At 66.3% G+C, this 25,186-nt stretch carries 19 protein-coding genes; 8 read left to right on the top strand and 11 right to left on the bottom strand.

The window, feature by feature from the left end:
* Positions 1-5: 5 nt before the first annotated feature.
* From CAL29_RS25760 to CAL29_RS25730, 6 genes are all read right to left on the bottom strand, one after another.
* On the bottom strand, positions 6-3,242 hold the full coding sequence (locus CAL29_RS25760) for an autotransporter outer membrane beta-barrel domain-containing protein (protein WP_094855763.1): 3,237 nt from the start codon (positions 3,240-3,242) through the stop codon (positions 6-8).
* Positions 3,243-3,420: 178 nt separating this feature from the next.
* Positions 3,421-6,681, bottom strand: coding sequence for an autotransporter outer membrane beta-barrel domain-containing protein (locus CAL29_RS25755; RefSeq protein ID WP_094855762.1), 3,261 nt, complete (start codon positions 6,679-6,681; stop codon positions 3,421-3,423).
* Between the two features lie 131 nt (positions 6,682-6,812).
* Positions 6,813-7,595, bottom strand: a complete 783-nt coding sequence (locus tag CAL29_RS25750) for a hypothetical protein (RefSeq protein WP_094855761.1) — start codon at positions 7,593-7,595, stop codon at positions 6,813-6,815.
* 137 nt (positions 7,596-7,732) lie between these two features.
* Entirely contained in the window at positions 7,733-9,286 is a 1,554-nt protein-coding gene (locus CAL29_RS25745) for a hypothetical protein (RefSeq protein WP_143277746.1), read from the bottom strand.
* 370 nt (positions 9,287-9,656) lie between these two features.
* On the bottom strand, positions 9,657-10,850 hold the full coding sequence (locus tag CAL29_RS25735) for an acyl-CoA dehydrogenase (protein ID WP_094855758.1): 1,194 nt from the start codon (positions 10,848-10,850) through the stop codon (positions 9,657-9,659).
* A 153-nt stretch (positions 10,851-11,003) separates the two neighbouring features.
* Positions 11,004-12,689: a thiamine pyrophosphate-binding protein gene (locus CAL29_RS25730; protein WP_094855757.1), complete on the bottom strand. Its 1,686-nt coding sequence runs from the start codon at positions 12,687-12,689 to the stop codon at positions 11,004-11,006.
* Positions 12,690-12,953: 264 nt separating this feature from the next.
* Here CAL29_RS25730 and CAL29_RS25725 point away from each other — a divergent pair, with 264 nt between their 5' ends.
* The 5 genes from CAL29_RS25725 (at position 12,954) to CAL29_RS25705 (ending at position 17,513) form a co-directional block, all read left to right on the top strand.
* Positions 12,954-13,856 (top strand): LysR substrate-binding domain-containing protein, encoded by a 903-nt coding sequence (locus CAL29_RS25725; protein WP_094855756.1) that lies wholly within the window; start codon positions 12,954-12,956, stop codon positions 13,854-13,856.
* 362 nt (positions 13,857-14,218) lie between these two features.
* The gene (locus tag CAL29_RS25720; protein ID WP_094855755.1) at positions 14,219-15,118 is read left to right on the top strand and encodes an amino acid ABC transporter substrate-binding protein; all 900 of its coding nucleotides are present in this window, start codon (positions 14,219-14,221) and stop codon (positions 15,116-15,118) included.
* 172 nt (positions 15,119-15,290) lie between these two features.
* Positions 15,291-16,046, top strand: a complete 756-nt coding sequence (locus CAL29_RS25715; RefSeq protein WP_094855754.1) for an amino acid ABC transporter permease — start codon at positions 15,291-15,293, stop codon at positions 16,044-16,046.
* 10 nt (positions 16,047-16,056) lie between these two features.
* Positions 16,057-16,749 (top strand): amino acid ABC transporter permease, encoded by a 693-nt coding sequence (locus CAL29_RS25710; protein WP_094855753.1) that lies wholly within the window; start codon positions 16,057-16,059, stop codon positions 16,747-16,749.
* A gap of 26 nt (positions 16,750-16,775) precedes the next feature.
* A complete protein-coding gene (locus CAL29_RS25705) occupies positions 16,776-17,513 on the top strand; it encodes an amino acid ABC transporter ATP-binding protein (protein ID WP_094855752.1) in 738 nt (245 codons plus the stop codon).
* A 28-nt stretch (positions 17,514-17,541) separates the two neighbouring features.
* On the opposite strand, the gene purU is transcribed toward CAL29_RS25705, so the two are convergent.
* The 5 genes from purU to CAL29_RS25680 all read right to left on the bottom strand — a co-directional run bounded on the left by purU (position 17,542) and on the right by CAL29_RS25680 (position 21,629).
* A complete protein-coding gene (purU, locus tag CAL29_RS25700; RefSeq protein WP_094855751.1) occupies positions 17,542-18,396 on the bottom strand; it encodes a formyltetrahydrofolate deformylase in 855 nt (284 codons plus the stop codon).
* 33 nt (positions 18,397-18,429) lie between these two features.
* Positions 18,430-18,942: a flavin reductase family protein gene (locus CAL29_RS25695; RefSeq protein ID WP_094855750.1), complete on the bottom strand. Its 513-nt coding sequence runs from the start codon at positions 18,940-18,942 to the stop codon at positions 18,430-18,432.
* 37 nt (positions 18,943-18,979) lie between these two features.
* On the bottom strand, positions 18,980-19,612 hold the full coding sequence (gene pdxH, locus CAL29_RS25690) for a pyridoxamine 5'-phosphate oxidase (protein WP_094856913.1): 633 nt from the start codon (positions 19,610-19,612) through the stop codon (positions 18,980-18,982).
* 135 nt (positions 19,613-19,747) lie between these two features.
* The gene (locus CAL29_RS25685) at positions 19,748-20,398 is read right to left on the bottom strand and encodes a gamma-glutamylcyclotransferase (protein ID WP_094855749.1); all 651 of its coding nucleotides are present in this window, start codon (positions 20,396-20,398) and stop codon (positions 19,748-19,750) included.
* 34 nt (positions 20,399-20,432) lie between these two features.
* Positions 20,433-21,629 (bottom strand): MFS transporter, encoded by a 1,197-nt coding sequence (locus CAL29_RS25680; RefSeq protein ID WP_373559811.1) that lies wholly within the window; start codon positions 21,627-21,629, stop codon positions 20,433-20,435.
* Positions 21,630-21,943: 314 nt separating this feature from the next.
* Between CAL29_RS25680 and CAL29_RS25675 the strand changes: the two genes are divergently transcribed.
* Genes CAL29_RS25675 through CAL29_RS25665 form a run of 3 tightly spaced genes read left to right on the top strand, consistent with a single transcriptional unit; the run spans position 21,944 to position 25,081 of the window.
* Entirely contained in the window at positions 21,944-23,518 is a 1,575-nt protein-coding gene (locus CAL29_RS25675; RefSeq protein ID WP_094855748.1) for an ATP-binding protein, read from the top strand.
* Positions 23,515-24,183 (top strand): response regulator, encoded by a 669-nt coding sequence (locus CAL29_RS25670; RefSeq protein ID WP_094855747.1) that lies wholly within the window; start codon positions 23,515-23,517, stop codon positions 24,181-24,183. The genes CAL29_RS25675 and CAL29_RS25670 overlap by 4 nt, the downstream gene beginning before the upstream one ends.
* A gap of 49 nt (positions 24,184-24,232) precedes the next feature.
* On the top strand, positions 24,233-25,081 hold the full coding sequence (locus CAL29_RS25665) for a tRNA threonylcarbamoyladenosine dehydratase (protein WP_094855746.1): 849 nt from the start codon (positions 24,233-24,235) through the stop codon (positions 25,079-25,081).
* The last annotated feature ends 105 nt before the right edge of the window (positions 25,082-25,186 follow it).

Here is a 25,186-nt window from a genome sequence, read left to right as displayed (position 1 = left end):
CTCCCTCAGAACACGTAGCGCACGCCGATGTTCACGTCGGTGGTGTGCTTGATGGGGCCGCCGCTGGTGTAGTCGACGTCCGCATGGGCCTGCAGGTTCTGCTTGAGCTGCACGACGACGCCGGCGCCGACCAGCAGGTGATTGCCCGACATGTCGTTCTTGAAGCGGGTGCCGTTGAGCGTGACGCTGTTGTCGTTGACGAATTCGCGGACCACGGCGCCCTTGACGTAGGGCTGCATTTCGTAGCCGCGGCCCAGTTCGAAGTTGCCGCCGCCCACGACGCCGATCTCGCCCTGCATGGACTTGGTCGCGCCGTTGTGGATCCTGAAGCCGCTGTCCAGCTTGTCGTTGGCGCTCGGCGCGACGAAGCCTTCCACTTCGCCATAGGGTTCGACGAAGCCCTTCTTGCCGACGTCGACGTGCTTGCCCGCTTCCAGGGAGCCGCCATAGGCGGGCGTGTCGTAGCGGCCGCGGGCGGGCGTGCCGTTGCTGCCGACCACGCGCAGGTCGTTCCCGACGCTATTGGCCTTGAGTATGCCGTCCACGTACCAGCCGTCGTTGCGCATCCAGGTGGCATAGCCGCCCAGGCCATAGCTGTTGCTGCGCCCGGACGAGCCGCCTTCCACGCCGATGGTGTTGTAGCTGTATGAACCGAAGCCGCCGACGTAGAGGTCGCCCGAGGGCCGGATGAAGCGCTTGTCCGCGCCGAAGGCGCCGCCGTACTGGTTCAGGCTGTAGCCCGGCGCCGATGCCTGGCCGATCTCGCTGAAGTTGCTGAAGCTGCGCACCCATGCGCCGCTGTCCGTCTTGTTCAGGCGCAGGTCGCCCTGGCGCTGGCGCAGGGTGTCCATCTCGCCGTAGAACTCGAAGGGCATCGCGCTGGCGACGTTCAGCGAGGTCTTGGCCGCGGGCGACAGGTGGTGGGCATCGGGATGTGTCGGATCGTCATGCGTGGGATCGTCGGGATGCGTGGGGTCGTCGGGGTGGGTAGGATCGTCATGCGTGGGATCGTCCGGATGCGTCGGATCGACGGGCTTCGTCGGATCGGGGTCGATGTCGTTGCGCACCAGTTCCCAGTTGTCGCCCACGCGCTTGAGGGTATAGACGTAGATGCCCGCGTCGACCTGCTCGCCGTCCACGAGGGCGAATTGTCCGCTGCCGCCGCCGGACTCGACCATCGTGATGTGGTCGCGGGGAGCCGCCACGCCCTGGTCCTGGGCGTTGATGTGCACGCGGTTGTCGTCGTCGACCTGGCCCTTGACCACCAGCAGGTCGTTGCCGCCGCCGGGATTGAAGTCGACGCCCATCTTGAACGTGCCGCCGGCGTTGGAGAGCGTATTCACGGCGAGGGTCTTGTAGGCGCCGGCGCCGGCATTGAAGTCGACGATGCCGCCCTTCATGGAAAGCGTGTCGGTGGACGAGGCGAAGGTATTGCCCAGGACCCAGGTGCCGTCGTTCACGGCCATGGAACTGGCCGTCGCGCTGCCCGTGTACGTGGCGCCATTGAGCAAGGCGACGTTCAGCGTGCCGTCCGCGGAGCGGGTCATGTCGCCGGTCCGCGCGCCGCCTTCCATCGTGACCTGGGCCTGCCCCGCATTCCTGACGTCGACGAGCAGGCCGTCCTTGCCGGCCAGGGTGGCGCCGCTGGCCAGGTCTATGGCGGCACTGCCGTTGTCGACCGTGACGGCCGCGCCCTGGCCGTTGGCCAGCGTGGCGCCGGCGCCGGAGAGGGTGGCGGTGGTGGTGGCCTGGTCGCTGACGGACAGGCCGCCGGCGATCGTGGCGCGGTCGCCCACGGTCAGTTGCAGGTCGGTGCCCGCGCCGGAGACGGCGATATCGCCGGCGAGATCGACCTTGCCGCTGCGGCCGCCGACGTTGCCGTCGACGATGACGGTGGAGAGGGCGCCGCTGTCCATCTTGAGGATGTTGCCGTCGCCGCCGGCCAGCGTCGTGCCGGCGCCGATGCCGAGGGTGGAGCGCCGGGGCGTTTCGCCCTTGTTGTTGGTGATGTAGATGGCGGCGTCGTCGTGGCTGGTGACGGCGGTATTGAGCAGCGTGATGGTGGCGCCGTCGGCGGCGGTCCGGTTCGAGGTGATCTTCAGTCCGTTGGCGGCGCCGTCCAGGGTGCTGTCGGCGACGCTGACGTTGGCGTTGCCGCCGACCCACAGGGCCGCGCCGCTGCCTTCCAGGGTGCCCCCGCCGAGGCCGCGCAGCGTGACGTTGTCCTTGAACGAGATGTCGACCGGGTGGACGCCGTCCACGTCGATGAACGCGCCCGCCGGACCGGTGTAGGTGCCGCCGCTGACCGTCGCCGCGATGCTGCCGCGCGCGGTGACGTTCCCCGATATGTCGAAGCTGCGTTGATTGATGTCGAGCGCGGCGCCCCCCTTGCCGGCCATGACGGTGTTGTCGGTGAGCGTCATCTGGTAATCGGCGTAGCCCGTGGCTTCCCGCAGGAATATGCCCGAGTCCGCCAGGTTGTCGAACGTCGTGTTGGCGACGGTCAACGTGGTGAGCAGGTTCTGTTGCGGCAGGGAAACGAGGAAGGCCACGCCCGTCACCATGGCGTTGTCGCCGGAAATCTCCGAATTGGTGATGGAGGTATTGCCGCCTTGCACCCAGAGCACGCCCTGCTGCTTGTTGCTGTCGATCGTGCTGACAGGCCTGAGGGCGTAGTCTATGCGCACATTGTCCAGCGTGACGTCGCCCTCGGTTTTCAGGACGCCGATCCGCGCTTGCTGATCGTTGGTGTTGACGGTCGTCAGGGTCGACTGCGGCCCGATCAGCGCAAAACCGATCTGCCCGCCGGATTCGAGCGTGACCTTTCCCGAACCTCCCTTCGGACCCGTGGTGCCCGGGGGGACCGGGGAGGCGAGGGAGGTTATCGACGTATAGGTTTCGCCGGCTTCGACGTAACCGGCGACCTGTCCTCCCGTGTCGCCGGGGTTGGCCGCGCCCTTGATCACCAGGCTGCCGTTCGCGTCGAGCTTGACGTTGCCGGCCACGCCGCCGTTGGCATCGACGACGAGTTCGCTGCCGCTGACACCGAAGGCGCTGCAACTCTGGTTCGTATTTACGTGCCTGGTGCCGTTGACCAGGATATCGGACTGGTCCATTTTGGGCGCCGAGACCAGCGGGGGGGAGCAGTTGTCCTGCGCTGCGTATGCCGCGCCGCTGAACATCAGGGATGAGGATCCGAGCAGGCAGGCGCCGGCCTTGAGACGGAAGGATTCGATAGGCATGGGAATGGTGGCGCGGCCCCGTGCGTCGGCGCGAGCGGTCGTTCGAAGACCGCATCGCGCCTGGTTTTGACGATGGGCGAGGCCGTGTGCCGAAAGTAAAAACCGAATTCTTATCGGGATTTACCGTTAGCCATATCCGAAAAATCTGATCGTCCGTCGCGGCGGAAACGCAATGGCATCAGAAGGCGTAGCGCACGCCCAGGTTCACGTTCATCGCGTTGTCGACGGGGCCGCCCGTCGTATAGTCGACGTCGAGATGCACCTGCAGATTCTGCTTGAGCTGCATGGCCACGCCCGCGCCCGCGAGCATGCGGTTGCCGGAGAGGTCGTCGACGATGCGCGTACCGTTCAAGGTCACGCTATTGTTGTTGACGAACTCGCGGATGAAGGCGCCCCTGATGTAGGGCTGCACCACATATCCCTTGCCTACCTCGATATCGGTTCCCGCCAGCATGCCCACCTGCGCCTGGACGGATTTGGTCGGCCCGGTGCGTATCCGGAAGCCGCTGTCCAGGTCCTTGCTCGCGCTGCGCGCGTGGAAAGCGGCGAGCTGGGCATAGGGTTCGATGAAGCCCCGGTTGCCGACGTCGATGTGCTTGCCGGCCTCCACGGACGCGCCGATGCCGGGCGTGCTGTATTTGCCGCGCGCCGGCTGGCCGTTGCTGCCGATCACGCGGGCTTCGTTGTCGAAGTTGTTTGCCTTGAGCACGCCGTCGAGGTACCAGCCGTCGGCGCGCACCCAGGTGGCGTAGCCGCCGAGGCCGTAGCTGTTGACGCGGCCCGTCGATCCGCCCGCGATGCCCAGGGTGTTGTAGCTGTAGCTGCCGAAGCCGCCGACGTAGAGATCGCCGGATTGCAGCACCAGGCGCTTGTCGGTGCCGATGGCGCCGCCGTACTGGTCCAGGTCGTAGCCGGGCGCGGCGGATTGGGCGATCTGGGTGTGGCTGTAGAAGCTGCGCGCCCAGGCGCCGCTGCCGGCCTTGTTCAGGCGCAGGTCGCCCTGGCGCTGGCGCAGCAGGCCCATCTCTCCGTAGAACACGTAGGGCAGCGAACTGGAGAGGTTGAGCGCCGTCTTGGCCGCCGGCGACATGTCCTTGGGCTCGGGGGGCTTGGTCGGACCGCCGTTGTCGGGGTTGGTGGGATCGGTGGGATTCGTCGGGTGGGTGGGATCGGTCGGGTTGGTGGGATTCGTCGGATTCGTAGGGTTGGTCGGATCGGTGGGATTGGTCGGGTCGGTAGGATCGGTGGGGTCCGTCGGCGTCGAGCCGTCGCGCACCAGTTGCCAATCGTTGCCTGTCTTCTGCAGGGAATAGACATAGATCCCGGCGTCGACCTTGCCGCCCGCCGCCAACGAGAAATGGCCGTTGCCGCCGCCGGTCTGGACGAGGGTAATGTTGTTGCGGGGCTGGTGAATGCCTTGGTCGCCGTTGTTCACGGCCAGTTGGTTGGCGTTGTCGACCTGGCCCTTGACGGCCAGCAGGTCGTTGCCGCCGCCGGGGTTGAAGTCGACGCCCATCTTGAACGTGCCGCCGGCGTTGGAGAGCGTATTCACGGCGAGGGTCTTGTAGGCGCCGGCGCCGGCATTGAAGTCGACGATGCCGCCCTTCATGGAAAGCGTGTCGGTGGACGAGGCGAAGGTATTGCCCAGGACCCAGGTGCCGTCGTTCACGGCCATGGAACTGGCCGTCGCGCTGCCCGTGTACGTGGCGCCATTGAGCAAGGCGACGTTCAGCGTGCCGTCCGCGGAGCGGGTCATGTCGCCGGTCCGCGCGCCGCCTTCCATCGTGACCTGGGCCTGCCCCGCATTCCTGACGTCGACGAGCAGGCCGTCCTTGCCGGCCAGGGTGGCGCCGCTGGCCAGGTCTATGGCGGCACTGCCGTTGTCGACCGTGACGGCCGCGCCCTGGCCGTTGGCCAGCGTGGCGCCGGCGCCGGAGAGGGTGGCGGTGGTGGTGGCCTGGTCGCTGACGGACAGGCCGCCGGCGATCGTGGCGCGGTCGCCCACGGTCAGTTGCAGGTCGGTGCCCGCGCCGGAGACGGCGATATCGCCGGCGAGATCGACCTTGCCGCTGCGGCCGCCGACGTTGCCGTCGACGATGACGGTGGAGAGGGCGCCGCTGTCCATCTTGAGGATGTTGCCGTCGCCGCCGGCCAGCGTCGTGCCGGCGCCGATGCCGAGGGTGGAGCGCCGGGGCGTTTCGCCCTTGTTGTTGGTGATGTAGATGGCGGCGTCGTCGTGGCTGGTGACGGCGGTATTGAGCAGCGTGATGGTGGCGCCGTCGGCGGCGGTCCGGTTCGAGGTGATCTTCAGTCCGTTGGCGGCGCCGTCCAGGGTGCTGTCGGCGACGCTGACGTTGGCGTTGCCGCCGACCCACAGGGCCGCGCCGCTGCCTTCCAGGGTGCCCCCGCCGAGGCCGCGCAGCGTGACGTTGTCCTTGAACGAGATGTTGACCGGATGGAGGCCGTCCACGTCGATGAACGTGCCCGCCGGACCGGCGTAGGTGCCGCCGCTGACCGTCGCCGTGATGCTGCCGCGCGCGGTGACGTTCCCCGACATGTCGAGGCTGTATTGATTGATGTCGAGTCCCGCGCCCCCCTTGCCGGCCATGACGGTGTTGCCGGTGAGCGTCAATTGGTAGTCGACGTAGCCCGTGGCTTCCCGCAGGAATATGCCCGAGTCCACCAGGTTGCCGAACGTCGTGTTGGCGACGTTCAGCGTGACGAGCGGGTTCTGTTGCGGCCTGGAGACGAGGATGCCCACGCCGAGCACGAGGCCGTTGTCGCCGGAGATTTCCGAGTTGGTGACGGTTACGGAGCCGCCCTGCTGCCAGATCACGCCGACGTCGGGCAGGTAGGTGGAACTGCTGGTGGCCGTCGAATAGGCCATGCGCACATTGTCCAGCGTGACGGTGCCCGTCGTCTGGACGGAGCCGAGTTGAGCCTGCTGGGGGCCGATGTTGCTGTTGCGCAGTATCGAGTCCGGACCGAGAAGCACTCGCCCGACCTGCGCGCCGGACTGGATAGTGATGGTCCCCTTGCCGCCCTGCTGGCTCTCCCTGCCGCCGTTCGGTGTATAGATGCCGCCCGCTTCGACGAAACCGGCGACGACGCCGCCCGTATCGCCGCTGGCGCTGGTGCTCACGCCCGAGACCAGCAGGCTTGCACCGCCGTCCAGGATCACGTTTCCGACTTTCCCGCCATTTTCCTTGACGCTGATACCGGTTCCCCCGTTGGAGGCTTGCCAGGTATTGCAGCCGTCGTTCCCCGTCACGGTCTTGTTCCCGGTGGTGACGATCGTCGTGGCCGTGCTCATTTTTGCCGCCGAGTTCAAGGTGGGCGAGCAGGTGTCCGGCACGGCCTGCGCCGCACCGCAGAACATCAGGGATGACGATCCCAGCGCGCAAGCGGTGGCCTTCAGGCGAAAGAATTTCCTGTGCATGATCCTGTCTTCCGTTGTGCGGGTGCGATGAAAGATGCCCGCAGTCTGCCGCGTTCATAAAGCGGCGGACAGGCAACTTTGTGTAAGCAATGCATGCGTCCGGGACACGGCGCCGGGACGCGTATGCATGTTCAAGCGCTGTACGGGGGGACGACGTCCACCTGGAATGTCAGGTTCCTGCGGGATTCCATGTCCAGGTACCTGGCGTTGGAATCGACGGGCATGCTGCGCACGACGTAATAGACGCTGGCGATGTTCTCGTCCACGCCCTGGAATATGCCGGCCGGCAGGGACACGGTGACTTTCCCCGCCGCCGCATCGTTCGCGCCGATGGGAACGGGGATGTCCGGCACGTCGTAGAAGAGCGGCACGGGGCCTCGATAGTTGGCGGTCGTCTTGCGCAGTTCGAACTTCAGCGTCACGGCGTCGGTGGTCTTCATGTCCTCATAGGCGATCGAGACGGACAGGGCGAGCTTGCCGTCATAGCTCTTCTTGTCGTATTTCAAGGGAGAAATGACGGGCGCGGTCAGGGCGATGCCTTTTGGATCGTCGGGAGCGGGATAGGCGTTCCGTTGCACCGTATAGACGCGGGAATCGGACAGGGCCGGGTTGTGCGTCATGATGTCGACGATCTGAAAATGCAGATTGCACCGGCCGGTGTAGTCGAAGGCGTTGCCGTCGACCGTGAATGTCGGCCTGCCGCTCAGCGCGCTTTCGGGGAGCGTGCCGAAGAAGATCAACGTGCCGTTGGCCAACAGCAGGACCTGGTCGCCCACGTTCTGGTCCGCGTACGACGGCCAGTAGAAGGGGATGCGGTTCTGGCAGGAGGTGACGAACCGGTCGTCGATCAGGCCGTTGAAATTCTGTATGGCGATTTCCGGCGCGGCGGGGGGCGTCGAGCTGTCTGTTTCCATGAAACGGGCCTCGCATGATGGCGTGGCGGGCGCGACGCGGCGTCGTGCCCGACCCCTGCCGCCAGCCCGCTGAAATCGTCGATGAGGATCGCCGGCGCCGTTGCCGGCGCCGGCGCTTCGGTGGAGGGACGGCGCCGTTATTTCTTCAGGGCATCGAGCTTGGCCATCAGCGCTTCGCGGGCTTTCCGGATTTCCGGCGGCACTGTTTCATCCTCTCCGCTGTAGGGCGCTACCGTATCGATCCCCCATGGGCGCGGAGGAGAGCTTAAGGCGGTTTTCTGGCCGACCGACTGATACTTGTAGAACATGCTGCCGTTGGAACCGTCGATGCCCGCGAGATCCACATACGTCCACGTGGTGCGTCGCGTCGCGGCATCGGGAAAGGTGTATACGATGGTCTTATTCGCGATGTCGGCAGCCGTGATCGTATATTTGGGCAGCTTCTTCTGGGTCACCACATTGAAGTTCGCCATGGTGTAGCCGACGACACGGAAGTTGGGTTCTATCGTGTCGCCTTCTTTCGGGGCGATGGTGCCGTCGAACGTGACGGTGAACGTGACGCTGTCCTTGTTGTTTTCATTCGCCAGGTTGTAGGGACTGGGCGCCACGCGCGGCGACGTCAGGCCTTCGGCGATGGGACCGTAGGGATCGGGATTGGCCAGCTCCACGACGATGGGCGTGGGCTGCGAATCGCCCAGGCTTTGCACGCCGGCCTTGAGATACAGATACGCCAGGTTGTAATTCCCGTTGCCGTTGAGCGGGGGCGTGTCCACCGGGACATACATGGCGATGGACCGGCCCGCTTCGGCGGCCGTCACGACATGGGTTTGCAAGGAGTATCTGACTTCCCGCGCCTCATCCTTCGGGTCATAGGCATAGAGATTGATGAGGTCGCCTTGATACGTGCCATTGACGGTAATGGGGATGGAGACCGGATATCCCGTCGTCATGCAGGAATCATGCAGTTCCTGGGTCACGACATTGCCGTATATGGATTGGAATGACCATACCGGCGCGCTCAGCAGCGGTTGGATGGGCACGCTGAGGATGCCCAGGGACATGGGGGGATCGCCGTCGCCGATGGCGAGGGAGACCGTGATCGCGTCCGCGCCCAGGTATTTCATTTGCCTGTCGGTAATCGTGTTCGACTGCCACTTGTAGCTCGTGGTATTCGCCACGGTCGCGTCGTCCGAGGACTGCCGTCCCAACGCGTACTGATAGGTATGCGCGTCCAGGGTCCAGATGAGCGGAATGCCGGCGGCGAGAGGTGTTCCGTCGGCGTTCTCCACCGGGGAGGCGGTCACGGTAATGTTTCCCGTCGTTTGCAGCTTTGCCGGATCCGGTGTCAGGGTAACCGTCTTGATGAGATGCGGAGTAAGCTGCAGCGTGCCCGAATCCCCCGTGCCCGCTACCTTCAGGTATAGCGTTGCCGGCTGGCTCATGAGGATGATGGTCAGCGGGGTGGTGACATTGCCCGAGACGTCCGCAGAGCCCGTAGCGGGAAAGACTATCGCGACCGAGGGCGGCACCGGGGTCGTGCCCGCCTGGTCCGACGTCAGGCTGAATGCCAGGCCGGTAGCGTTTCGGGAGCCCGGTCCCGCGAGCTCCACCGAGATTGTGGTTCCGTTTGTCGTGTCGCTGTAGATGTTGGGCGAGCTTCCCGCTTGCGGGGTGATAGTCCAGTCGGCCATGATGAACTCCGTGGTGAGGCCTCGACGACACCGTCGCGCCAAGGCGGGTAAGGTGGAGGCAGTCTGCACCTTACTCAGTCCGAGAGGCAGGCAATATCCTGCAACCAGACCTTACGTTCACCGGCACGGTCAGAACGAAACACCACGGCCAGAACGAAACGCCCCCACGCCGCGCGGCTTGCGCCGCTTGCTGCCCCCCACGGGGGCTTTTTGCCTTGGGGCGGCCCGGCGACAAAAAAAAGCCCCGCATCGGAACCGCATGCCCCAGGCCGGATCGATATCCGGCTTTCGGGAAACGGTTTGGATGCGGGGCTTTTGGTCCGGGGCGCCCGCGTGGGCGGGAGGCCTTTCCCGGACAGCCGGGGAAGGCTTAGGAGAAAGCCTGGATGCCGGTCTGGGCCCGGCCCAGGATCAAGGCGTGCACGTCATGCGTGCCTTCGTAGGTGTTGACCACTTCCAGGTTCACCAGGTGGCGGGCGATGCCGAACTCGTCGGAGATGCCGTTGCCGCCCAGCATGTCGCGCGCCATGCGCGCGATGTCCAGCGACTTGCCGCAGGAATTGCGCTTCATGATGGAGGTGATCTCCACCGCGGCCGTGCCCTCGTCCTTCATGCGGCCCAGGCGCAGGCAGCCTTGCAGGCCCAGCGTGATCTCGGTCTGCATGTCGGCCAGCTTCTTCTGGATCAATTGGTTGGCGGCCAGCGGGCGGCCGAACTGCTTGCGGTCCAGGGTGTACTGGCGCGCGGTGTGCCAGCAGAATTCGGCCGCGCCCAGGGCGCCCCAGGCGATGCCGTAGCGGGCGGAATTCAGGCAGGTGAAGGGACCCTTCAGGCCGCTCACCTTGGGCAGCATCTGCTCTTCGCCGACCTCGACCTCGTCCATGACGATTTCGCCGGTGATCGACGCGCGCAGGCCCACCTTGCCGTGGATGGCCGGGGCCGACAGGCCCTTCATGCCTTTTTCCAGGATGAAGCCGCGGATCTTGCCGTCATGTTCGCCGCCGACCGCCTTGGCCCACACCACGAAGACGTCGGCGATGGGCGAGTTGGTGATCCACATCTTGTTGCCCGTCAGCTTGTAGCCGTTGGCGGTCTTGACCGCGCGCGTGTCCATGCCGCCGGGGTCGGAGCCGTGGTTGGGCTCGGTCAGGCCGAAGCAGCCTATCCATTCGCCGCTGGCCAGCTTGGGCAGGTATTTCTGCTTCTGCGCGTCGCTGCCGAATTCGTTGATCGGCACCATCACCAGCGAGGACTGAACGCTCATCATGGAGCGGTAGCCGGAGTCGACGCGCTCGACTTCGCGCGCGATCAGGCCGTAGCAGACGTAGTTCATGCCGGCGCCGCCGTACTCGGTGGGAATGGTCGGGCCCAGCAGGCCCAGTTCGCCCATCTCGCGGAAGATGGCGACGTCGGTCTGCTCGTTGCGGAAGGCGTTGAGCACGCGCGTCGCCAGCTTGTCCTGCGAGTACGCGGCGGCGGCGTCGCGCACCATGCGTTCTTCGTCGGTCAGTTGGGAATCGAGCAGCAGGGGGTCTTGCCAGTTGAAGGACGGCGTCGAAGACATGAAGTCACCTCGGTAAAAAGTCGTGTTTTGGATGTTCTCGGGATTCGGAATCCGGCGTCGGGCCGGCGCGATGCGCCGCGGCGCGGTGGAGCGCGAGGCCGTGCCGCCGGTCGGGGCGGGCGCCTGCCTGCGCGCCCGCCGCGCCGTTCTTTCTTATTGCTTGGCTTGCAGCGCGGCGGCGCGGATTTTTTCCAGCGTGGTGGCCGGCGTGATCACCTCGGGGTCGATCAGGCAGTGCAGGATGGCGGGGCGGCCGCTGGCCACCGCGCGCTCGAAGGCCGGGCCGAATTCCTCGCTGGTTTCGACGCGTTCGCCATGGCCGCCGAAGGCTCGCGCATAGGCGGCGAAGTCCGGGTTGTTCAGTTCCGTGGCGGAAATGCGCCCGGGGTAATGCCGTTCCTGGTGCATGCGGATGGTGCCGTACATGCCGTTGTCGATCACCAGCACGATGATGGGCAGGGCGTACTGCACGGCGGTGGCGAATTCCTGGCCGTGCATCAGGAAGCAGCCGTCGCCGGCGAAGCAGACCACGGTGCGGCTCGGATACACGCGCTTGGCGCCCACCGCGCCGGGCAGGCCGTAGCCCATCGAGCCGGAGGTCGGCGCCAACTGGGTGCCGTACTGCTGGAAGCGGTGGAAGCGATGCAGCCAGGTGGCGTAGTTGCCGGCGCCGTTGGTCATGATGGCGTCGGGCGGCAGGTGTTCCTCCAGGTATTGCATGACCTGGCCCATCTGCAGCGCACCGGCGGTCTTGATGGCGGACGGGTCGCTCCACTTCAGGTAGGAAGCGTGCATGGCTTCCGTATCGACGGCCCAGGGCGTGCGCGACGGCGCCTTCAGGTCCTTCAGCGTGCGCGCGAACGCGATGGGCGAGGTGTTGACCGCCAGGTTGGCGCGGTAGACGCGGTTCAGTTCGCCGCTGTCCGGATGGACGTGCACCAGCTTCTGCCTGGGCACGGGAATGTCGAACAGGGTGTAGGACTGGCTGGGCATTTCCGACATGCGGCCGCCGACCAGCAGCACCAGGTCGGCTTCGGCCACGCGCTTGAGCAGCGCGGGATTCAGGCCGATGCCGACGTCGCCGGCGAAGCAGGGATGATCGGCGGGGAACAGCATCTGGCGGCGGAAGGACACGGCCACCGGCAACTGGAAGCGTTCGGCGAAGGCGGAGAATTCGGCCACGGCCTTGGCGTCCCAGCGCGTGCCGCCCAGGATGGCGATGGGCGATTCCGCCGACGCCAGCAGGATTTCCAGCTCGGCCAGTTGGGCCGGCGTGGGCGCGCTTTCCACCACTTCGTAGTGCGGCGCGTCGGGCACGGCGGCGGTCTCGACCAGCATGTCTTCCGGCAACGCGATGACCACCGGACCGGGGCGGCCCGAGGTGGCGACGTGGAAGGCGCGCGACACGAGTTCGGGAATGCGCTCGACCTGGTCGATCTCGGTGACCCACTTGGCCTGCGTGCCGAAGACGGCGCGGTAGTCCATTTCCTGGAAGGCTTCGCGTTCGCGCATGCCGCGTTCGATCTGGCCCACGAACAGGATCATGGGCGTCGAATCCTGCATGGCGATGTGCACGCCGGCCAGGGCGTTGGAGGCGCCGGGGCCGCGCGTGACCACGCAGATGCCCGGTTCGCCGGTGAGCTTGCCGTGCGCGTCGGCCATGATGGCCGCGCCGCCTTCCTGGCGGCACACCGTGACGTCGATGTTGGCGTCGTGCAGGCCGTCCAGGACGGCCAGGTAGCTTTCGCCCGGCACGCAGAAGACGTGTTTCACGCCGTGGGCGACGAGCTGATCGACGAGGATGTGTCCGCCGAGGCGGGGTTGTTGCGAATTCGGCATGGCAGAGTTGTGCAGTGGTCGATACGGAATCAGGGATACTGGCGAGAATAATGTTCCTTGGCTGCACATTGCAATTGATAAAATTGCACAATCTAGTGCGGCCGGCGCACGACGTGGCGATGCTGCGACGCAGCAGTTTGGCGGTCCGGACTTTCCTGCGGCTACGGGCGGCGCGGCGGCGCCCGGTGCGGGTCGTGCTCTTCTATCCTTTCATTGCTTTTTTTCAGCCATCCCCTTTCGGCTACTGGCCCGTTCAACCGTCCCATGAGATCCGGCATTCCCAACCTGACCGCCCTCCAGGCCTTCGAGGCCACGGCGCGCCTCGGCACGTTCTCGCGGGCCGCCGAGGAGTTGTCCCTGACCCACAGCGCCGTCTACCGCCAGGTGGCCAGCCTGGAGCAGCGGCTGGGGGTGCAGTTGTTCACGCGGGTGCGCCGGCGCATCGTGCTGACCGACCACGGCGCCGAATATGCCGGCCGCATCCGGCAGCACCTGGACCAGATCGAGAAGGACACCTTCGGCCTGGTCAGCCGCACGGGCATGGGCCGCAGCCTGCACATCGCCGTGGTGCCGACCCTGGCCACCACCTGGCTCATCCCGCGCCTGGCGGACTTCGCCCGGCGGCATCCGGACATCACCGTCAGCCTGTCCGTGCGCACCCTGCCTTTCCAGTTCAAGGACCAGCCCTTCGACGGGGCGCTGTATCACAGCGATCATCTCTGGCCGGGGACGCGCGGCGTTCTCCTGTTCCGCGAGAAGGAGCTGGTGCCGGTGTGCGCGCCGTCCATGGCGCGCGCGAGAGAGGAGGGGGAAGGGCCGCTGGGCGTCATGCCCCACCTGCACCTGACGTCGCGGCCGGACGCATGGCGCGACTGGTACGGCCAGAATCGCCATGATTTCGCGCCGCATGCCGCCGGCGGTCCGCGCTACGAGCTGTTCACCATGGTGCTGGCCGCGGCCGAGGCGGGCCTGGGCGTGGGGCTGGTCCCGCGCTTCCTGGCGCAGGACGCGCTGGATGCCGGGCGCGTGGCGCCGGCCTGCCCGGGCGTCCTGCGCGTGCCGCACGGCTATTACTTCAGCTATCCCGAATCGGGCAGCCGGCAGGAGGCCTTGATGCGCTTCCAGGCGTGGCTGCAGGCCACGGCGGGCGGCGAGTCGGGTGCCTGAGCGGGATATGCGTGGCGCGGAAGCCGGCGCGTGCGCGCCCGCGGCCGATTTCGCGCCATCCGTCCTTACTGCTGAGCTGGCCCCGGCAAGACCTTGGCGGCCCACGCGCCTGCGTTCCGGCCCCCAGGCGCGTCGATATCCGTAAAAACGTATAGAAGGCGTGAATTCCGCCGGTAAGGCAGGTCGTCACGCGGGCACTGTTTTCGTCCAGAATAGAAGAGGATGGCCCCGCGTCGCCGGCGAGATAGCGGATAGAGGGCTATTACCGATTGTTTTACCGCGCCAGTCTGAAACAATGTCTTTCCGACCTCATGCCGCTATCCGCGGATCCTGGGGCCTTTCCTCACCATGGGATCTTCCATATGAAAAAATTGCCGCTCATCGCTGCTCTCGCCGCTGTCACCACCCTGGCTTCGGTTGCCGCACATGCCGAAGGCCGCCTGGACCAGATCAAGTCCTCGGGAACCATCTCGCTCGGCTACCGCGACGCGTCGCTGCCGTTCTCCTACCTGGACGACACGCAAAAGCCGATCGGCTATTCCATGGATATCTGTCACGGCATCGTCAAGGCCGTCGAGAAGAGCGTAGGCAAGCCGGTGAAGGTGAACCTGGTGCCGGTGACGTCGTCCACGCGTATTCCGCTGGTCGCCAACGGCACCGTCGACCTGGTGTGCGGCTCCGCCACCAACAATATGGAGCGGCAGAAGCAGGTCAGCTTCGCGCCCACGACCTTCGTCACCGCCAACCGCTACGTGGCCAAGAAGTCGTCCAACATCAATACGCTGGCCGACCTGAAGGGCAAGACCGTCATTTCCACGGCCGGCACCAGCAACATCAAGTGGACGACGGAAGCCAATGCCGAGCACAAGCTGGGCATGAACATCATCCCGGCCAAGGACCACGCCGAAGCCTTCCTGACCGTGGAAAGCGGCCGCGCCACGGCTTTCTTCATGGACGACGTGCTGCTGGCCGGCCTGGTCGCCACCTCGCGCAATCCCGGCGAATGGATGATCGGCAAGGAGGCCTACACGGTCGAGCCCTACGCCGTGATCGAGCCCAAGGACGATCCTGCCTTCAAGAAGGTGGTCGACGACGCCGTGGTCGCGATGATCAAGGACGGCACGGTGGCCAAGCTGTACGACAAGTGGTTCATGAACCCGATCCCGCCGAAGAACGTGAACCTGAACCTGCCGATGAGCGCGTCGCTGAAGAAGGTGCTGGCGAATCCGACGGATTCGGGCGACCCCGCCGTGTATAAGTAACCCCCCCTACCGCGCGGAGCGCGGCCCCCCCAGGGGGGCGGCACTGGCGGACCGGGGGACCCGGATCCGCTGTGCCCACGATGGGGGTGGGGTTCTTTACGGGGGTTCTTGCCTTCGGCGTATCGGGGTCCGAGGATGTCCGGGGTGGGGATGTCCGTTTTCTTGGAAAACCATGCATTACAACTGGAATTGGTCCATCTTTTTCGAGATGGCGCCCGATGGGTCGGGGTCCTATCTGGATAGTTTGTGGCGCGGGCTGGGGTGGACGGTGGCGACCGCGCTGCTGGCCTGGGCGCTGGCCTTGTCGCTGGGCGCCGTGGTCGGCGTGATGCGCACCACCGAGAGCAAGTGGGCGCAGCGCATCGGCACCTGCTATGTGGAGCTGTTCCGCAATATTCCGCTGCTGGTGCAGATGTTCCTCTGGTATTTCGTCTTGCCGGAATTGATGCCCAGCGCCTTGGGCGACGAGATCAAGCAGATGGCGCCGCCGTGGGCGATGTTCTGGCCGGCGGTGCTCTGCCTGGGATTCTTCACGTCTTCGCGGGTGGCGGAACAGGTGCGCGCCGGCATCGGCGCGTTGCCCCGCGGCCAGCGCATGGCCGGCACGGCGCTGGGCCTGCGGCCCAAGCAGGTGTATCGGTATGTGCTGCTGCCCATGGCGTTTCGCATCATCCTGCCGCCGTTGACGTCGGAATTCCTCAACCTGATCAAGAACACGTCCATCGCCTTCACCATCGGCTTGCTGGAACTGACCGGCAGCGCGCGTTCGATGCAGGAATTCAGCTTCCAGGTGTTCGAAGCCTTCGCCGGCGCGACCATCCTGTATTTCATCCTGAACATCGTCGTGCAGTTGCTGGCGCGGCTGCTGGAACGGCGCGTGTCGGTGCCGGGATTCATGGGATCCCGCGTCGACACCGGCGGGCATTGAGGGGGCGGACATGAATAACGGATTCGATTGGGACGTCATCGTCCGCACCGCGCCGTACCTGTTCCGCGACGGCATGGTGTTCACCTTGCAACTGACCGTGCTGTCGGCCCTGGGCGGGCTGGTGCTCGGGACCTTGCTGGCCATGATGCGGCTGTCCTCCAACCGGCTGCTGAGCGGCATCGCGACGGCATACGTGAACGGCCTGCGCGCCTTGCCCTTGCTGCTGGTGATCTTCTGGTTCTATTTCCTGGTGCCGTACATCGGCGCCTGGGTGACCGGCGCCAGCCGGCCGCTGACGGTGGGCGGCTTCACCTCGGCGCTGATCACGTTCACGCTGTTCGAGGCGGCCTACTATTGCGAGATCATGCGCGCCGGCATCCAGTCCATTTCGCGCGGGCAGGTGGCCGCCGGGCAGGCGCTGGGCTTGAACTACGCCCAGGTGATGGGCAACATCGTCCTGCCGCAGGCCTTCCGCAACATGATGCCGGTGCTGCTGACGCAGACCATCGTGCTGTTCCAGGACACCTCGCTGGTGTACGTGTTGTCCCTGACCGATTTCATGGGCGCGGCGGCCAAGGTGGCGCAGCGCGACGGCCGCCTGGTGGAGATGTACCTGTTCGCCGCGGCGGTTTACTTCATCATCTGCTTCGTGGCGTCGCGTCTGGTGCGGCGCTTGCAGCATCGCATGGCCATCATCCGCTGACGCGGGCGGCCCCAAGGGTAGGAACAATGATAGAAATCAAGCATGTCAGCAAGTGGTACGGCGATTTCCAGGTGCTCACCGACTGCACCACCTCGGTCGCCAAGGGCGAGGTGGTGGTGATCTGCGGACCCTCGGGGTCGGGCAAGTCGACGCTGATCAAGACCGTGAACGCGCTGGAGCCCTTCCAGAAGGGCGAGATCATCGTCGACGGGACGTCGGTGGGCGATCCGAAGACGAACCTGCCCAAGCTGCGTTCGCGCGTGGGCATGGTCTTCCAGCATTTCGAGCTGTTCCCGCATCTGACGGTGACGGAAAACCTGGCGCTGGCCCAGATGAAGGTGCTGGGGCGCGGCAAGGACGAGGCCTACGCGCGCGGCCTGAAGCTGCTGGAGCGCGTGGGGTTGAGCGCGCACAAGGACAAGTTCCCCGGGCAGTTGTCCGGCGGCCAGCAGCAGCGGGTGGCGATCGCCCGGGCGCTGGCGATGGACCCGGTCGCGATGCTGTTCGACGAACCGACGTCGGCCCTCGATCCCGAAATGGTCAACGAGGTGCTGGACGTGATGGTGGACCTGGCGCGCGAGGGCATGACGATGATGGTCGTGACCCACGAAATGGGATTCGCGCGGAAGGTGGCGAACAGGGTGGTGTTCATGGACGTCGGCGGCCACATCGTCGAGGATTGCCCGAAGGAAGAGTTCTTCGGCAACCTGGAAGCGCGCTCGCCCCGGGCGCAGCAGTTCCTTTCCAAGATCCTCACGCACTGAAGGGGCATTGCCCCCGCCCTGCTTGCCCCTAGCGGAAAACGACGGTGCGCGCCCCATTGAGCAGGATGCGATGCTCGATGTGGCTGCGCACCGCGCGTGAAAGCACCAGGGACTCGACGTCGCTGCCGACCTGGGTGAGATCCTGCGCGGTCATGGTGTGGTCGACGCGCTCGATGTCCTGCTCGATGATGGGGCCTTCGTCCAGGTCCGCCGTCACGTAGTGGGCCGTGGCGCCGATGATCTTGACGCCGCGCTGGTGCGCCTGGTGATAAGGCCGCGCGCCCTTGAAGCTGGGCAGGAAGCTGTGATGGATGTTGATGGCGCGCCCGGAGAGCGCCCGGCACATGTCCGCGGACAGAATCTGCATGTAGCGCGCCAGGACGACCAGGTCGACGCCTTCGCGTTCCACCAGGTCGAGGATCTGGCGTTCCTGCTGCGCCTTGTTCTCGCCGCTGACCGGCAGGTGATGGAAGGGGATGCCGTAGGACGCCGCCAGGTCCGCGTAGTCGTTGTGGTTGGACACGACGGCCGCGATGTCGGCATGCAGTTGTCCGCTCTTGACCCGGAACAGCAGGTCGTTCAGGCAATGGCCCTGCCTGCTGACCATGATCAGCAGGCGCTGCCGGCGGCGGGCGTCGTGGACCTGCATGTCCATGTCGTAGTCCCGCGCCAATACGTCGAAGCGTTCGCGCAATGCGTCGGCGCTGGTGGCCGGCGGCAGGTCGAAGTGCACGCGCAGGAAGAAGCGGCCGGTCTCGTCGTCGCCGAATTGCTGCGAATCCAGGATGTTGCAGCCCAGCTCGAACAGCAGGCCGCTGACGCGATAGACGATGCCGGTGCGGTCCGGGCAGGAAAGGGTCAGGATGTAGTCGTTATGCTGCATGGCCAGTAGGAAGGACCGGTAGGAAAGAGAGCGTCAGCGGGTTTGTTCCGTTTGCGGCGTCAGGTCGAAACCGCCCGCATGATAGACCAGCGGCAAGGCGCCGCTGTGTCCGCAGTGTTCCACCTCGCCCACCATGATGACGTGGTCGCCTTCTTCATAGCGGCTGCGGTTGTGGCATTCGAACCAGGCGGCGCATTCGTCGCCCAGCATCAGGGTGCCGCCCGGCGCGCGCCGGGTCGCCAGGTCCGCGAAGCGCTCGGCCGCGCTGCCGCGCGCGAAGCGCTTGGCCAGCGTCAACTGGTCGGCGGACAGCACGTTGACGACGTAGCGCTGGCAACGCTGCAGTCCCGCCAGCGAGGACGAGTCGCGCGACAGGCTCCACAGGACCAGCGGCGGATCGAGCGAGACCGAGTTGAAGGAGCTGACGGTCATGCCTATGGGCTGGCCGTCTTCGGCCATGGCCGTGACCACGGTCACGCCGGTGGCGAAACGGCCCAGGGCGGTGCGGAAATACGTGGCGTCGAAATCGGGCGGGGAAGCGGGCATGCTGCGATAGGGCGCTCGGAGGCGCAAGAATCCGGAATCAGGGCGAGATACGGCTCAATCGCCATTGCTGCTTGTCATCGAGCGCGTAGACCAGGCGGTCGTGCAGCCGCGAAGGGCGGCCCTGCCAGAATTCGAAGCGGGACGGCACGACGCGATAGCCTCCCCAGTGCGGGGGGCGCGGCGGGGTTTCGCCATAGCGCTGCTCGAATTCACGGGTGCTGGCTTCCAGCGCCTCGCGCGTGACCGGCTGGCTCTGGTGCGAAGCCCAGGCGCCGATGCGCGAGCCCAGCGGGCGGCTCTTGTAATAGGCGTCCGATTCCTCGTCCGACACTTTTTCGATGCGGCCCTCGATGCGGATCTGCCGCTCCAGCGGCTGCCAGAAGAACAACAGGCTGGCGCGCGGGTTCGCGGCGAGGTCGTGGCCCTTGCGCGATTCGTAATTCGTATAGAAGACGAAGCCGCGCTCGTCCGCGCCCTTGACCAGCACGATGCGCGCCGAGGGCTGGCCCGCGGCGTCGACGGTGGCCAGCGTCATGGCATTGGGTTCGGGGACCTCGGCGGCCAGCGCCTCGTCGAACCAACTGGCGAATTGATCGAAGGGGGACGCGGCGGCCTGGGACTCCAGCAGCTCGTTCTTGTCGTAGGTCTGGCGCAGATCGGCAAGGCTCATGATGGCGGGCGCGGCGGCGGAAGCGCCGCGATGCAAAAGAAACGCACCCAGTGTAACGCCGTTGCCGTCCGGCCGGTTTTACGCAGGGACGGAATGGCGCGCATCGGCCAGGTTCAGGGCCTCGGGATTCGGTCCTCAGGACTCGGGCAGCGCTTCCTCCGCGGCCTCCAGCAGCCGCGCCAGGCGCTGCAGCCGCAGGTCGTGGATGCCGGCCTCCTTCAAGGCCTGCGCGGTCTGCATGACGTAGTCGGTGCAGGGGCCGTACTTGCCGCTGGCGCGGCGCACGATGGCCACGACCTCGGCGTCCGGCAAGGCGGCGATATAGGAGGGGCTGGCGCGGTTCATGACGAAGACCAGCGCCCGCACCGGCCCCTCGCCGGTGGCGCAGTTCAGCCAGCGCGGCAGATAGGAACCCGTCGACATCTCGCGCTGCCAGAGGGCGGTGAAGCGTTCGCGCACGGCGTGGCCGTGCAGGCGGTAGACCATGCCCTGGCAGGAGCCGCCGCGATCCAGGCCGAACACCAGCCCGGGCGTCTCCGGCGTCCCGCGGTTCACCCTGGACCACAGGCACAGGGCGCGGTGGTGGCCGCGCAGGGTGGCCTTGCGCCGTTCCAGGAAGTCGAATTCCGGACGCCAGATCAGCGAGCCGTAGCCGAAGACCCAGACGTCTTCTCCTTTTCGCCAGTCGCGCAGGGCGTCTTCCAGGGAGGCCTGGCGCTCGTCCGGCGTCCAGAGCCGGAAGGGAATGTCGGAGGGAACGAGGCAGGAGGGTGTTGCGGGTTTCACGCAGGTTCACTTCACGCGGAGTTGCAGGAAAAGGCTAGCGCTCCGCTTCCACGGGCGGGTTGCGGTTGAGCCAGCCGCCCGCCATCAGGGCCAGGGCGTAGGCCCAGAACAGCGGAGCTACCCCGATTACCGCACCCAGCGCGCCGAAGGTCAATGGGAGGGAGACCTGGGAGCCGTTGATCAGGGCCATGCGCAGCCCCACGGTTTCCGCCGCGCGGCCCGGCGGCGAGTGCTGGTGCAGCAGCGCCAGGATGCTGGGCTGGCTGACCCCCAGGGCCAGTCCGAGGGCGAAGGAGAGCGCGATCAGGAAGACAACATCGGTGAACAGCGGGTAAATCATGAAATCCGCCGCCGCCGTGCCCATGGCCATGCGGATCAGCGTCCAGGAAGTCACGCGGCGCTGGATGAGGGGGAGAAGCAGGCGGATGACGAAAGTTGCCGCCGCGAACGACGCCAGGATGACGCCGATGGTGGTGCCGGACAAGCCGATGGAGACGCCGAAGATCGGCACGATGAACAAGTGGCTGTCCCAGGCCCCCGAAAGAATGGTGTTGACGAACAGGATGCGGCGCAGGGCGGGCAGGGCGACCAGTTCGCGGATATTGCGCCGCCCCGACTCGCCGGCGGCGTTGGGCCGCACGCTGCGCAGTTCGGCGCGCAGGCGATACAGGCCGGCCGCGGCCGCGATGGGCCCCAGGGCGAGCAGGCCGAAGGCGGCGTCGTTGCCCATGTGGTCGATGGCGATGCCGCCGAACAGCGGGCCGCAGAAACCGGAGGCGCCCAGGGCCAGGGACATCCAGGAAAAATTGCGCAGGCGGATGCGGGGCGGCGCCATGCCCAGGATGTTCTGGGTGGCCACCTGGTGCAGCATGAAGCCGATGCCGATGCAACTGGAGGCCAGCAGCAGGGTGATCTGGCTGGGCAGCAGCGCCGGCGCCAGGGTGCCGCAGATCAGCAGGCCGGTGCCATAGGACATGGGACGGGCAATGCCCACCCGATCCACCCATCTTCCGACTTTTACCGAGAAAAGCATGGGAAGTATGGCGAAAACGGCGATAAGCGCGCCGACCTTGAGGGTCGACATGCCCAGGTGCAGGGCGCTCAGGGAAACCGTGACGCGGCCGCCGGTAAGGGCCACGTGATTCAGCATATTGATGATGCAAAGCAGCGCCGCCCCGGAAATGGCGGGCACTGCGGTTTCATCGGAGGGGGGCAGGGAGGTAGCTGACACGGCGTTATTTGTCGTTATTCTGTGCCGTACTCCCGGCTATGTCGAGTTGCGGCGCAGCAAAAGACGTCAACCTCGCTGATGCTTGTCAAGCCCCGTGAGCGCTATATCGCGCAAATACGCGAAATTTCCATCAACCTGACGCCTACCTGGCCGTATTAATTTCACCGCCCGCTTTGTTACTTGTGTGCTGAATGAAAGCTAATGCGCAGATTTTATGAAACCCGCCGCAAAGCAGCGCCACAGTCCGCGCGCCATGGTTAAGATGCGGGCGGCACAGGCCGTTTTCGCCGCGCTGCGCGGCGCCTCCTACCGCCATGAAATTAGGCATCACCTTCAAACTTTTCCTGGCCATCCTGGCCACCTGCCTGGCCGTCACCCTGGCCATGGGCGCCGCCGTGCGCTGGAACTTCGAGCGGCATTTCTTCTCCTACGTCAAGGAGCGCGAAGGCCGCCGCATCGAACGTCTGCGCCAGACCCTGGCCGACGTCTATCGTGACGACGGCAATTGGGACGCCTTGCGCGGCAACGACTCGCTGTGGAACCATCTATTGACCCTGCCGCCGCCGGACGAAGGCATGCCGCAGCGCCCGTATCGGGCGCGCGGCCCTTTCGACCTGCCGCCGGAGTTCAACGGCTTCCTGTGGCAGCCGCCGCGTCCCGGGCCGCGGGGCGGCGGCCGTCCGGGACGCGAGGAGCCGCCGGGGGGCCCCGGCGACCCGTTCGAACCGGGCGCCGGACCGGACGATGGCATGGAAGGGCCGCCGCGCGGGCACGATTTCCTGGCGCCGCCGTTTACCTTGCTCGATGCGCAACTGCGCGTGGTCGCGGGCGGCAATCCGCTGGCCAGCGCGCCGCGGCACGCGATCAACGTCAACGGCCTGACGGTGGGCTGGCTGGTCACGCCTTTTCCCGACCGCATGCCCAACGAGTCGGACCAGCGCTTCCAGCGCGAGCAGTCGGAGGCGACCTGGGTCATCGGCACCCTGTCGGCCCTGCTGGCGGCGGTGGTCAGCATCCTGCTGGCGCGGGTCTTCCTGGCGCCCGTGCGGCGCCTGGCGCGCGCCACCCACAAGCTGTCGGCGGGCGATTACTCGACGCGGGTGAACGTGACCTCGGCCGACGAGCTGGGCCGGCTGGGCCAGGACTTCAACCGGCTGGCCCATGCGCTGGAACGCACGGAGGCCCTGCGGCGCGAGATGATGGCCGACATCTCGCACGAACTGCGCACGCCGCTGGCGGTGCTGCGCGGCGAGCTGGAAGCCTTGCAGGACGGCGTGCGTTCGGTTTCGCCGGCGGCGCTGGCGTCCCTGCTGTCGGAGGTCGGCCTGCTGAGCAAGCTGATCGACGATCTGTACGACCTTTCGCTGGCGGACGTGGGCGCGCTGTCCTATCGTATGGAGCCGGTGGACATGGGCGAGATCGCCGCCATGGCCGCTGATGCCTTCCACGACCGCATGCAGGCGCGCGGCCTGGCCGTCGAGGTCACGGTGGCCGAGCCGGGCACGACCATCGAGGGAGATCGCCAGCGCCTGATGCAATTGATGAATAACTTGCTGGAAAACGCCCTGCGTTACACCGATCCTGGCGGCCGCGTCCAGATCGACGTGCGCACCGAAGGGCGGCAGTTGGTGGTCGACTGCCAGGACTCGGCGCCCGGCGTGCCGGCGCAGCACCTGCCGCGCCTGTTCGACCGGCTGTACCGGGTCGACGCCTCGCGCAGCCGCGAAAGCGGCGGCGCCGGGCTGGGCCTGGCGATCTGCCAACGCATCGTTGAATCGCACCGCGGCACCATCAAGGCCATGCCTTCGCCACTGGGCGGGCTGGCCGTCCGTATCGAAATTCCCCTGGCCGAAGGGGCCGATCACACAGAACTCGCGGGAATATCATGATCCTGATCGTAGAAGACGAACCCAAACTGGCCTCCCTGGTCACCGATTATCTGCAAGCGGCGCATTTCGAGACCGAGCACATCGCCGACGGGCGCGAAGCCCTGGCGGCGATCCGCGCCAAGAAGCCGGAACTGGTGCTGCTGGACCTGATGCTGCCCGGCCGCGACGGCCTGGAGGTGTGCCGCGAACTGCGCACCTTCAGCGACGTGCCGGTCATCATGCTGACGGCGCGCGTCGAGGAGATCGACCGCCTGATCGGCCTCGAAATGGGCGCCGACGACTACATCTGCAAGCCTTTCAGCCCGCGCGAGATGGTCGCGCGCGTCAAGGCCATCCTGCGCCGGGCCCGCGCCAAGAGCAGCGGCATCCCCACGCAGTCCCTGCTGGAAATCCGGCCGGAGCACCACTCGGCCAAGCTGGACGGCCAGGTCCTGTCGCTGACGCCGGTCGAATTCCGCCTGTTGCAGGCGCTGGCGGCGGCGGAGGGCAATATCCTGTCGCGCGAGCACCTGCTCAACCATCTCTACGCCGATCACCGCGTGGTGACCGACCGCACGGTGGACAGCCACATCAAGAACCTGCGGCGCAAGTTCGACGCCGTCATGCCCGGCCACGACCTGATCCGCTCGATCTATGGCGTCGGCTACAAGCTGGAATTGAACTGAGGCGCGGGCGCGGCCCTTCGCCCGCGCGGCGTGAGAAAATCGCGCCATCATGACGACGGTTCCCCTTTCCTGCGACATCGACGCCGAACGGCGTTTCGGCGGCCTGGCCCGCCTCTACGGCCCGCGGGCGCCGCAACGGCTGCGCGCCGCCCACGTGGCGGTGGCCGGGCTGGGTGGCGTCGGCTCCTGGACCGCCGAGGCGCTGGCGCGCTGCGGCGTCGGCGCGCTGACGCTGATCGACCTGGACCATATCGCCGAATCCAACGTCAACCGCCAGATCCATGCGCTGACCGGCACGCTGGGGGCGGCGAAGATCCAGGCCATGGCCGACCGCATCGCCGGCATCAACCCGGAATGCGCGGTGCGCTGCGTGGACGATTTCGTCACGCCCGATAACGTGGGCGAGGTGCTGGCCGGTCCCTATGCCATGATCGTCGATTGCACCGACCAGGTCGCGGCCAAGATCGCGATGGTGCTCCACGCCCGCCGGCTGGGCTGCCCGCTGCTGGTCTGCGGCGGCGCGGGCGGCAAGACCGACCCGCTGGCGCTGCGCGCCGGCGACCTGTCGGCCGCCTTGAACGACGCCTTGCTGGCCAAGCTGCGCAACAAGCTGCGGCGCGAGCACGGTTATCCCAAGGCCGCCGACCGGGCGGGCAAGGCGCGCAAGCGCGTGCCGAAGATGCAGGTCGAGGCGCTATGGTTCGACCAGCCGCCCATCTTGCCCGCCGCCTGGACGCTGGCGAGCGAGGCCGAGGACGACATGGGCGCCCAGGTGGAGCCGGGTCCCGCCCCGCAAGGCCTGTCCTGCGCCGGCTACGGCTCGGTGGTCACCGTGACCGCGGCCATGGGCATGGCGGCCGCCGACCGGGCGCTGCGGCGCATCCTCGGTCCGGCCTGATTCTTTTTTGCATTCATACCGCGCGGGCGCCTAATGGGCGCCCGCACCGCGTTCGGCCATACGTATCGCGGGTATTTCCCGATTGAGGGCGACCGGCGTCGAAAT

The sequence above is a fragment of the Bordetella genomosp. 10 genome (assembly GCF_002261225.1).
GTDB lineage: Bacteria > Pseudomonadota > Gammaproteobacteria > Burkholderiales > Burkholderiaceae_B > Bordetella_C.
This window is presented reverse-complemented; position numbering and strand designations above follow the sequence as displayed.